General features: G+C 42.7%; 10 protein-coding genes. 2 read left to right on the top strand and 8 right to left on the bottom strand.

The window, feature by feature from the left end; all coding sequences use genetic code 11:
- Positions 1–276 precede the first annotated feature (276 nt).
- From OCV72_RS00460 to OCV72_RS00450, 3 genes are all read right to left on the bottom strand, one after another.
- Complete coding sequence (locus OCV72_RS00460; protein WP_055281060.1) at positions 277–1,458, bottom strand: iron-containing alcohol dehydrogenase; 1,182 nt, start codon at positions 1,456–1,458, stop codon at positions 277–279.
- Between the two features lie 107 nt (positions 1,459–1,565).
- Positions 1,566–2,393 carry a hybrid sensor histidine kinase/response regulator gene (locus OCV72_RS00455; RefSeq protein WP_055281058.1) on the bottom strand — a complete coding sequence of 276 codons (828 nt, stop codon included), beginning with the start codon at positions 2,391–2,393 and terminating at the stop codon, positions 1,566–1,568.
- A gap of 5 nt (positions 2,394–2,398) precedes the next feature.
- The gene (locus OCV72_RS00450) at positions 2,399–3,661 is read right to left on the bottom strand and encodes a sensor histidine kinase (protein WP_055281056.1); all 1,263 of its coding nucleotides are present in this window, start codon (positions 3,659–3,661) and stop codon (positions 2,399–2,401) included.
- A 205-nt stretch (positions 3,662–3,866) separates the two neighbouring features.
- Here OCV72_RS00450 and bioB point away from each other — a divergent pair, with 205 nt between their 5' ends.
- Positions 3,867–4,838, top strand: a complete 972-nt coding sequence (bioB, locus tag OCV72_RS00445) for a biotin synthase BioB (protein ID WP_055281054.1) — start codon at positions 3,867–3,869, stop codon at positions 4,836–4,838.
- A 614-nt stretch (positions 4,839–5,452) separates the two neighbouring features.
- Here bioB and OCV72_RS00440 read toward each other — a convergent pair.
- Positions 5,453–5,632, bottom strand: a complete 180-nt coding sequence (locus OCV72_RS00440; protein ID WP_006426050.1) for a DUF6472 family protein — start codon at positions 5,630–5,632, stop codon at positions 5,453–5,455.
- Positions 5,633–5,818: 186 nt separating this feature from the next.
- On the opposite strand from OCV72_RS00440, the gene OCV72_RS00435 reads away from it, so the two are divergent.
- Positions 5,819–6,658 (top strand): formate/nitrite transporter family protein, encoded by an 840-nt coding sequence (locus tag OCV72_RS00435; protein ID WP_055281053.1) that lies wholly within the window; start codon positions 5,819–5,821, stop codon positions 6,656–6,658.
- A 56-nt stretch (positions 6,659–6,714) separates the two neighbouring features.
- Here OCV72_RS00435 and OCV72_RS00430 read toward each other — a convergent pair whose 3' ends face one another.
- From OCV72_RS00430 to OCV72_RS00415, 4 genes are all read right to left on the bottom strand, one after another.
- Positions 6,715–7,344: a cytidylate kinase-like family protein gene (locus OCV72_RS00430; protein ID WP_055281050.1), complete on the bottom strand. Its 630-nt coding sequence runs from the start codon at positions 7,342–7,344 to the stop codon at positions 6,715–6,717.
- Positions 7,345–7,524: 180 nt separating this feature from the next.
- Positions 7,525–8,355 carry a TPM domain-containing protein gene (locus tag OCV72_RS00425; RefSeq protein WP_055281048.1) on the bottom strand — a complete coding sequence of 277 codons (831 nt, stop codon included), beginning with the start codon at positions 8,353–8,355 and terminating at the stop codon, positions 7,525–7,527.
- 16 nt (positions 8,356–8,371) lie between these two features.
- Entirely contained in the window at positions 8,372–9,436 is a 1,065-nt protein-coding gene (locus tag OCV72_RS00420) for a TFIIB-type zinc ribbon-containing protein (RefSeq protein WP_055281046.1), read from the bottom strand.
- Positions 9,437–9,473: 37 nt separating this feature from the next.
- Positions 9,474–10,706, bottom strand: a complete 1,233-nt coding sequence (locus OCV72_RS00415; protein ID WP_055281044.1) for an SPFH domain-containing protein — start codon at positions 10,704–10,706, stop codon at positions 9,474–9,476.

Here is a 10,706-nt window from a genome sequence, read left to right as displayed (position 1 = left end):
CGCTGCCAGTCACGACTTGAAGGAAACAATAGATAAGGATTATTGTGAATGTGGAATGCCATTAGAAATAGTTAGAGAGTCAGAAGCACCGTTAAAGGAACGAAGCGAACGTGTTTGAGGCGAACGCCGAGTTTGAGCGTAGTTCCTTTGCTTTTAGGTGATTCTGACTCTCTTAGTGTTTCTTATGGTATGGAACCTGAACAAGAAGCCTTATCTATTGTTTCCTTCAAGGACTGAGAGGCCACTTCCCAGTTAATAAATTAAATCCCAATTCTCCTATAATGCCGCTTTATATATCTCATACATATCTTCTTCATGCAGCACCTTCGCTGATCCTTTGCTTCCCTTGCATCCGATACTGCATTTATGTGCCATCAGTTTCAACTCATCATCGCCCGGATCAATGCCAAGTTCATGGATAGATGTTGGCATTTTAATCTCACGGTAGAAATCTTCCATTGCCTCTATTCCGCGTAAGGCCACATCATCGGCTGTTCCTTCCGGATCCACCTGCATAACATTCATCGCAAACTTTTCGAATCTTGGAAGACAGTCTTTGTATACATATCTTGCCCAGGATCCCCAGATTGCAGCAAGTCCAGCACCATGTGCCACATCATAGATTCCTCCTATCTCATGTTCCAACGCATGAGATGCGAAGTCTCCTCCGACGACAGCGCCGCAGCCGGTCAGACCATTATGCGACAAACTTCCTGCCCACATCACTTCTGCCCGGGCATCGTAGTTCTTCGGATCACGGATCAGAATTCTTGCATTTTCAATTACGGTACGCATCAGACCTTCTGCAATGCTGTCTGTAATCTCCATATTCCCGCCATTTGTAAAATAACGTTCCATCGTATGCATCAAGATATCCGTACATCCGCATGCAGTCTGATAATCTGGCAGTGTCATGGTAAGTTCCGGATTCATGATCGCAAAACGCGGTCTTCCATAATCACTGCTGTATCCTCTCTTGACCCATCCTTCTTCTTTTGTAATAACAGAAGAATTACTCATCTCGCTTCCGGTTGCTGCGATTGTAAGTACAACCCCAATCGGAAGACAGCCTGTTGCCTGACGCTTTCTGTCATAGAAATCCCATACATCCCCTTCATTGGCTACTCCATATCCGATTGCTTTTGCGGAATCAATCGCACTTCCTCCGCCTACTGCAAGAATGAAATCTACACCTTCTTTCTTTGCAAGCTCGATTCCTTCATACACCAGAGAAAGTCTTGGATTCGGTACTGCTCCTCCAAGTTCTATATAATCTACCTCTGCATCATCCAGAGAAGCCTTCACTTTATCTAAAAGCCCGGAACGTCTGACACTTCCACTTCCATAATGAATCAGAACTTTTTTACAGCCCTGTTCCTTTACGAGTTCTCCACATTGGTCTTCTGTATTCTTTCCAAATACAACTTTGGTCGGTGTGTAATAATTAAAATTATACATAAGTTCTCCTTCTTTCCCACATACTTAAAATATGCTACAGATTTCTCTATAGCATATTCTAATCTTCCTCTTTACTTTTTTCAACAATCTTTTGCAGCCTTATACCATCATCTGATATTATTTTTTCTTATACACTCCTTCAGTGCCGTCATCAGTTTATCTGCATCAATAGGCTTTGTAAGATGCCAGTTCATCCCTGAAATATGGCTGTTAATGATATCTTCTGCAAACGCATTTGCACTCATTGCTATGATTGGTATCTTATCCGCATCCGGTCTTTGCAATGTCCGGATCTTCCTTGTCGCATCCCATCCATTCATATACGGCATCATAATATCCATAAAAATCACATCGTAATATCCCGGTTCAGACTCCTCAAACTTCGCAACTGCTTCTTTACCGTCTGCCGCACACTCTACACAGATTCCTTTCTCTTCCAGCATTAACTTTGCAATCTCCAGATTCAACTCATTATCTTCTGCGATCAATGCATGCAAGCCTTCCAACGGAATATCTTCTGTACTTTCTGTATTCACATTTTCTGTATATTGCATCAGATTCTGTACCCCGGTCTTAAATGGAATCGTCATAGTCACAGTTGTTCCACAGCTCTTTTTACTCTTTATCTCAATTGTCCCGCCAAGTCTTTCTGTAATCTTCTTCGCTATCGCAAGACCTAGCCCGGTACCTTCATACTGTGTCCGGCTTGTCTTATTTTCCTGCGAAAACATCTCAAATGCGTGTCCTGCAAACTCCTCACTCATACCAATTCCATTATCTGAACACCCAAATTCATAAACCGCTCTCTCGTCATCTTCCGATATTTTCCTGCACCACACACTCACATTGCCGCCTGGCTTTGTAAATTTCACTGCATTATCAGTAATTACTGTCAGAAGTTTTTCTATATAAACCGGATTTCCCGTCAGATACATATGATTCAGCTCCGATTTTTCCCAGTCCACAACATAATCAATCTTTTTTTACCTGCCTGCATCTGTTGATCTGTGTTGACTCGGTTTAACACTACCGCCAAATTAAACGGTATATCATTTTCGACAAATTGCTCCGTCTCTAACTTGTTCATATCCAGAATATCATTTACCATAGAAACAAGATGCCTGGCGGATTCCAAAAGCTTCTCTCTACATTTTTTCTGCATCTCCGGATTGTCCGGATAACGATCCGCAAGCTCGGTCATACCGATGATTCCATTTATCGGTGTCCGGATATCATGACTCATATTAGACAAAAACCGTGATTTAAGCGCTGCATCTTTCCTGGCTTCCGCAACCTGCTGTAACAGTTCCTGTTCTTTTTTCTTAACATCACTGATACTGCGAATCGCACACAATACATGGGTCAGATTACCGTCTTTGTCCCTTTTCTTCTCGATAAAACGAAGTTTATGCCAGTTGCCATCTTTCATCTGGTACTCCATCACAATGGTCTCTTCATTCTTCATTCGTACAGGCAGTGTCGTTATATCTGCAAATTTAAGAAATGCTTCCTGATACTCTTCTGCCACAAGCTTCTTGCATGCATTCCTGTTGCCAGAAGTCACTTCTCCGGATTTTTTATAATTCATATTCTCAACAGCCCGGTTTGAAATTTCTTCAAACCAGTTTTTCGAAATATCAATTCTTGAAATATACTGATAGCTTTTGGCAATAGCCTCTATAATCTCATTGCTTAGTTTCGCTTCATCCAGTGCCCTCTGTAATTGTTCCTGAATTGCTTTTTCTTTATACAGAATACCGTCCACGTTCCGATACCCCAGAAATATGTAAAAATTTTTCCCGTCTGTCTTTCCTTTCACTGCATAAGCCTCATAATAACTGTCTTTTCCGTCTTTGGAAACACTGTGATAATAATAAGTAAGTCTTTCCTTCTCCTGAAGTCTCTTTTTCAGATTTTCACACTTATGCCAGTCTAAAAATTCCTCCTGTTCCGTTTCCGGAATAAAGGTCTCTGCATACCGTCTTGTAAATTCATCATAATCAGCAAATATTCTGTACTCCTCTCCGACGATTTGTTTTGCGTTCGTATTTGCAATCAGCCGCAGAATTTCATATTTTCCGGAATTCAGTTCCAGCCGGTATAATGATACATATTCCGTGAACAGTTCCTTTAAAACATACATATCCTCCGATGACATATCCTGTTGTGTATTCAGTCGTAACTCTTCTTTCTGTGTTGGCATAATATTTCTCCTCATAGAATACATCTGTACATACCATAATAATATTATACACTACTTCTCTGAGAATGTGTCAATGTAATATTTATTTACGCACAAATGTTAACCAATCATTTGACTGATGTTGACTTTCTCCTTTCAGTATGTTAACCTTTTGACTATATCAGTTAACAAGTGATTTATACTACATATAAAGGAAGGTAACACCATGATTTCAGAAATTCACACACACGAAGATCCCATTTTAACACGAGAAGAAGCCATTGAAATTCTTAATACTCCTGATGATCAGTTAGATATGCTCATCGAACGTGCCGGGATTCTCCGTAAAAAATATAAAGGAAACCGTGTCAGCATTCATATTCTGACCAATGTCCGCAGCGGCAACTGTACTCAGGACTGTGCTTACTGCGCACAATCCTGCCGTTCTGATGCAGACATCGACACTTACAAATGGGTAGACGACGACAAATTATATAATGATAATGATTTTGTAAATGAATATCATCTTTCCCGCCACTGCATCGGATTAAGTGGTATGGGATTCACCGATGCCGATATTGAACAGCTTGCCGGGCGTATCCGCAAGATGAAGGAAACCGGAACCCATCTCTGCTGCTCCATTGGATTCTTAACCGAAAAGCAGGCCAGAATGTTGAAAGATGCCGGGCTTGACCGCATCAACCACAATCTGAACAGCAGCCGTAATTATTATAGTCATATCTGTACTACGCACACCTTTGACCAGCGTGTGGAAAATATACATATGCTTCAACGGCTCGGATTTGAAATCTGCAGCGGTGGTATCATCGGTATGGGAGAAAGTAAAGAAGATGTGGTCGATATGCTTTTGGAACTAAAAGGAATCAATCCGGAAGCTCTTCCAATCAACTTCCTGCTTCCGATTCCCGGTACTCCTCTTGGCGATCAGGATATCTCCGGGCTTACTTATGAATATGGAATGAAAGTCCTCTGCCTTGCAAGACTTCTGGTCCCGCAGTCTGATATTCGATGCGCCGCAGGTCGTGAAGTGTATTTTAAAGGACATGAAAAAGAATTATTAAGTGTGGTCGACTCCATCTTTGCCTCCGGTTACCTTACTGCTGGTGGACAGGGAATCAACGATACGATCCAGACGATAACCGATGCCGGATTCACTTACGAGATAGAATCTGCGTAATTGGGATTTAATTCAGGAAGGCATGATTACCCGGACCTGCATAAAAAGTAGGAAGCCGTTCCTGTTCAGGTTCCGTCGGCAGGAAATACTAAAGCGTCAAAATTATGCTAAAAACGGGCTTCCGAAATTTGCAACTCGCCATTCGGCTCAAACAGGCAAATTTCGAAAACCCAACGCATAATTTTGACGCTTAACTATTTCCAACACCTTCTTCACATTCACTGGAACGGCTTCCTACTTTTTATTCCGTGGGTATCAAATGCCTTACGAATGAAATGGCAAATGCGTAACCGTAGTGGCCTCCACCGGGTTACACTTCCGGGCATTTCATTTATTAATATCCGCTGCCAGTCACGACTTGAAGGAAACAATAGATAAGGATTATTGTGAATGTGGAATGCCGTTAGAAACAGTTAGAGAGTCAGAAGCACCGTTAAAGGAACAAAGCGAACGTGTTTGAGGCGAACGCCGAGTTTGAGCGTAGTTCCTTTGCTTTTAGGTGATTCTGACTCTCTTAGTGTTTCTTATGGTATGGAACCTGAACAAGAAGCCTTATCTATTGTTTCCTTCAAGGACTGAGAGGCCGCTTCCCCAGTTAATAAATTAAATCCCAATCACATCTGCTTCCTCACCACCATATACTCATCCCCATTCCGGTAATAAGGACACTGATAATGCTGGTCAGATATAAGACGCATATATTCATCTTCATCCATATTGATATCGCACATATAACTTTCATAATCTTCATCGTATGTATAATAAGTACAGCTTTCACAGCTATTCTGAGCCATCGTAATTCTCCTTTTTCTGATTTGATAATTGAATTTCTCTGTTTTTCATCGATTATAACATATTTTTCCGATACTGTATGTAAAAAAGAGCATAAACATTGCGATTACAGGTTGCCCCTGCTTTGTTATCCATGTTATATTTTATGTGATATTTTTATCAAACTATTACTAAAGGAAAGGGTTATTATGGATTCAATGTTTAACACTCCGCAGGAAGTTGTACAGGCCAATATGAACGGTGCTGTAAAAAAAACTGCGACTTCTAAAAAGAAAGTATTCTTTATGGGAATCATGGCTGGTGTCTGCATCGCACTCGGTGCTCAGTCCAGTAATGTTGCCATGCATGATATTTCAAATGTAGGGCTTGCACGTCTGGTTGCAGGATGCGTCTTCCCGGTAGGTCTGATGATGATTATATTTATCGGAGGAGAATTGTTCACCGGAGATTGTATGATGACGATGGCATGTATTAAGAGAAAGATCAGCGTTGCTTCTCTCATCCGTACTCTGGTAATTGTATATTTCGGAAATATGGTCGGTGCAGTTGCTCTCGCGTATCTGGTATATCTGTCCGGACAGTATAATTACACCAGTGGTGCTCTCGGTGCATTTACAATAAAAGTAGCTCTCGGAAAAGTCAGCCTGTCTTTTCTGCCTGCTCTGATCTCCGGAATTTTATGTAACATCCTGGTGTGCGCTGCAGTATTGATGGCTTCTACTGCAAAAGATATTGCCGGAAAATCCCTCGCCATCTTCTTCCCGATCATGGCATTCGTTATATCCGGCTTCGAACACTGCGTTGCAAATATGTATTATATCCCGGCCGGAATCTTTGCTTCCATGAATGCGGATTATGTTGCCAAAGCAAAGGAATTGTACGGCATCACCGAAAGTCAGATTGCTTCCCTGAACTGGGAAAATTTCTTCCTTGTCAATCTTCTGCCTGTTACAATCGGTAACATTATAGGCGGTGGATTTATCATTGGCGGCTTATTTTTCTATCTTCACGGAAAGAACTGCAAATAAAGATAAAAAATTGCAATTGATAATACCGTTATAACAATATTATCAATTGCAGTTTTTTATAGACCAAAATCAACAGAAGACGTACCTTTTTCCAGTTGCAGAACCATCTCTGCCAGCTTTTCTGCTGTCACTTCGATTCCTAGCCTAGAACTATTAATACACAGATCATAATTATGCGGTCTGCCCCAGCTTCTGCCGGTGTAATAATCATAATATGCTTTCCTGTCTTTGTCTTTCTTTCTGACCATCGAAGTCGCCGCTTTCTCATCTATCGAAAGCTGTTCCATCTTTCTCTGCACACGCCACTCAAACGGTGCCGCTATAAACAGGCTGATATGATCAAGTTCTGCCTGTTCCAATATGTAATCTGCACAGCGTCCGACAAACACACAGTTTTCTTTTCCTGCCAGTTCCCGGATAATAGAACTGTATGCCTGATGCAGTGTGTCATTGGCTGTCATTCCGTTGAGTTCCTGATTCGGCACATCATACCACACCTGGTGCAGCCATGGATTATGTTTTTTTTCATCCGCCTTTTCCAGAACTTCTTTAGGCATTGCAACAATCTTTTCTGCTGCCTTGTCGATCAGATCCCGGTCATATAATTCCAGTCCCAGTTTTTTTGCAAGTATTCTTCCGATTTCATGACCGCCGCTTCCAAATTCTCTTCCGATACAAATAATCATAACGCTTCCTCCTTTTTGCAAGTATATTCCATCTTGTATACTTTAACTATAGCTCTTTTTTTCAGATCATAAAACCAACAATCCAGAGAAAATGTCTATTTATATCCATTTTATTCACTCAAAAATTCTCCCATTGAGCATCGTCTTATCCGTCTGGCGTTCTGTACCGGAAGTTCATGATTAAAACTTTCCGCTGCGTCCTCCGTGACTCTTACCGGAAGAGCCGGTATGCACAGAACTTCCACCACTTTCCTGCTTCCGTTCAATCTTTCTTGTTGTTACGACACGATTCACAAAGTAATCCGTCCTGACCGTCAGATCCAGACTGCCTGCTTTTTCATATGCGCCTGCCGTTACCTGCGATTTTACGGATTTGAGTTTTGTTTTTTTGATCAATGCCATTACAAATGCGATAATGACGCCGATCAGTAGATCTCCCGCTATCCACCACGGTGATACCTTCTTTTTCGGAAGGTGCCCCGTATCATATGGCTCTCCATTCTCCGCCCGCGTCAGAAAATCATCACACAACGATGCATATTTTGAAAATGCGTCCATATATGCTCCGTCACTCAGATCTGATACAAACTGGTCTTCCATATACGCAAGCCCCGCATCTGTAAACGCCGTGATCGCATCTCCACTTGTAGATATATTCCATTCCCGGTCATCCATTACCACCAGAAACAGAATCCCACTGTTATTTTCTCCATATCCATAGCTGTTGTCATCATAATAATCATCCGCATATTCTTCCACGGTCTTTCCATTCAGAGAATCCACAGTCACTATGATCACGTCACACTCCTGCTCCTCGCTGACTGTATCCAGCTGCTGATTCAGTTCTTTTTCTTCACTGTCTGTCAGGAGTTCTGCATCATCTACCAGCCTTGGCAGTTCGCTGCCAGCCGGTACATCTTCTGCATTTACATTCTGAACTACGCATAGTAGAAACAGGAGAACTGCCACGAGCATACCGGATATATACCGTCTTGTTTTCTTTCGTTTCATGTCTTTTCTCCTTTTCTTATATCAGAACCGTCAGCCACATCAGTGCATAAAGTATGACTCCGATCACCAGTCCTCTGGATACAACATACTTCCAGAATGCGCCTTTATCTGCCGGCAGATCTCCTACCATCTTTCCCGTCTGTCCGTTCATGGCAAATACATACTTTTGATCCCGCCAGGTTGTATTTAATATCCACACCGGATACAGCGCATATTTCTGAGATGCCTTTTGGATCTTCACATTGTCTGAAACCGGTTTTACGATCGAATAGCCTTTCACTGTGTCCCGAAGTTCCCGCTTTATGCTTGCCTTTGCACGTTTTTTTGCCCGTTTCTTACACTCATCTGCTTCCACATCATACCGTTCTGCCACATAACCTGCCAGATACGGATCTTTGAACGGCACCGCATCTTTGAAATCGTATGGTTCCAGCGATTCCATCAGATCATCTTCCATCTTCCTTGATCCGTCTTCCGGAATATGCTCGAATGCCATCGTTCCTCCACGCTCAATCTTGAAGAATTCATGTTCTGTGTATTCTACATCACCGCTCATCCATACTCTTGATCGTTCTGCATCATAAGTAACCAGTGCATTTGTCTCCATATCAAACAGCCAGAACGGTACATAAATTCCTACAATCTCATCAATATGATTTTCCTCTTTAAAAACAGACGGTACAAAAGCTTTTCCTTCCAGATGCTTCTGGTAAGCCGCCTTTGCCGCTTTCTTATCCAGCTTAAACGGAATGACATAGTCCGGTTTTAATCCACCTTCAAACTGCCCTTTTAATACAACACGGTTCCCGCAGAACGGACAGGTTGTTGCTCCGGTCGTCTTATCGGCTGTAATCTCTCCTCCACAGGATTCACAGATATATGTAACAAAAGTGCTTTCTTTCGTGCTTTTTTCCGTCTGTCCGCTTTTTTTGTCCTCACTCGTCTGCGATTCATTCAGTGCTTCATATTCTTCCACCGAAATCTCTGTATCACAGTAAGGACATTTCATCTTCTGGGAAGTACTGTCGAATTCCATCGTTCCTCCACAGGCCGGACATTTATATTCTTTTATAGCAGACATATATACTCCTTATCTGAGTCTCATCCAATCGTAATTCTTAAGCAAATGGTTTGCCGCAGTTTGTACAGAATTTCCCATGATTTACAGCTCCACAGCTGCAAATCCAGTTCTCCGGTGCCTGTGGCTTCGGACTTCCACAGTTCATACAGAACTTTCCTTCATTCAAAGTGCCACAGCTGCAAGTCCAGCTTCCGGTCTGCTGCTGTGCAGACTGTTCCTGTGCAGCCATCTGTCTTGCCTGTTCTTCCTGCTGACGTTTCTCTGCCCCCTGGTTATAAAGACCCTGCAGATTCGCCCCACCATTCATACCGGACGCCATATTCATACCCATGAAGCCCATCATTGCTCCATTCGGATTATCTGCCGCACTCTTCATTGCCTCTGCCTGCGCCATGCCAAGCGTTGCAGCCATCATACTCGGATCTGTATACATAGCAGTATTCTGTGCCTGCTTGATCGCTTCTGCATCCTCATCCTTGATCGTGACCGGATTGAATGCAACCGATACAACTGAGATTCCCCTGAGTTCTGACCATTTCTTCGTCAGGATCTCATTCATCGCATCACTGATTTCCATCGAATGTGCCGGGATCTGACTTGGGCGGATCTCCAGCTCTGCAATCTTCGCAAATGCCGGCTGCAGGGCATTCACGAATTCCGTCTTTAACTGTGGAACAATCTGGTCTTTCTCATAGCAATCCGTCACATTTCCGCCGAGACTTGTATAGAATAACAGTGGATCTGTGATACGGAACGAATAGATTCCGTTACAGCGGATCTCGATATCTTTATCAAGATTGATTCTTTTGTCTACCACACGGAACCATACCGGATTCGCCGTGCCGAATTTATTGTCCGTAATTTCTTTGGTATTAAAATAATACACTCTCTGATCTTTCGCCGTATCTCCGCCGAACGTAAATCGTTTCCCGATTGTCTGAAAGGTCGCCTTGATTCCTTCTCCAAGACTGCCGCAGAAAACACTTGGTTCCGACGACATATCATATGTGTATTCTCCCGGTTCCGCACATACTTCCACAATCTTCCCCTGATCCACGATCATCATACACTGCCCGTCCGCCACGGCAATTCCAGATCCGTTCGTGATCACATTATCGTGTCCTTTTGTGTTCGATGAACGCCTGTCTGTACGTTTCTTTCCGCGTACCATCAACGTGTCATTGTCTAATGAATCAGAGTAGAAGAATTCTTTCCACTGGTCTGCCAGTGTTCCACCTGCTGCGCCTGTTGCTGCTTTGATAAGTCCCAT

This window comes from Dorea amylophila, assembly GCF_025567265.1.
Classification (GTDB): domain Bacteria; phylum Bacillota; class Clostridia; order Lachnospirales; family Lachnospiraceae; genus Dorea_A; species Dorea_A amylophila.
Note: the sequence above shows the minus strand (reverse complement) of the source record. Positions and strands in the feature narration are given on the sequence as shown.

Bases quoted from the DNA above. Each gene is read 5' to 3' on its own strand.
- OCV72_RS00460 (WP_055281060.1), bottom strand. From the start codon at position 1,458: ATGTATAATTTTAATTATTACACACCGACCAAAGTTGTATTTGGAAAG.
- OCV72_RS00455 (WP_055281058.1), bottom strand. From the start codon at position 2,393: ATGTATCTGACGGGAAATCCGGTTTATATAGAAAAACTTCTGACAGTA.
- OCV72_RS00450 (WP_055281056.1), bottom strand. From the start codon at position 3,661: ATGCCAACACAGAAAGAAGAGTTACGACTGAATACACAACAGGATATG.
- bioB (WP_055281054.1), top strand. From the start codon at position 3,867: ATGATTTCAGAAATTCACACACACGAAGATCCCATTTTAACACGAGAA.
- OCV72_RS00440 (WP_006426050.1), bottom strand. From the start codon at position 5,632: ATGGCTCAGAATAGCTGTGAAAGCTGTACTTATTATACATACGATGAA.
- OCV72_RS00435 (WP_055281053.1), top strand. From the start codon at position 5,819: ATGGATTCAATGTTTAACACTCCGCAGGAAGTTGTACAGGCCAATATG.
- OCV72_RS00430 (WP_055281050.1), bottom strand. From the start codon at position 7,344: ATGATTATTTGTATCGGAAGAGAATTTGGAAGCGGCGGTCATGAAATC.
- OCV72_RS00425 (WP_055281048.1), bottom strand. From the start codon at position 8,355: ATGAAACGAAAGAAAACAAGACGGTATATATCCGGTATGCTCGTGGCA.
- OCV72_RS00420 (WP_055281046.1), bottom strand. From the start codon at position 9,436: ATGTCTGCTATAAAAGAATATAAATGTCCGGCCTGTGGAGGAACGATG.
- OCV72_RS00415 (WP_055281044.1), bottom strand. From the start codon at position 10,706: ATGGGACTTATCAAAGCAGCAACAGGCGCAGCAGGTGGAACACTGGCA.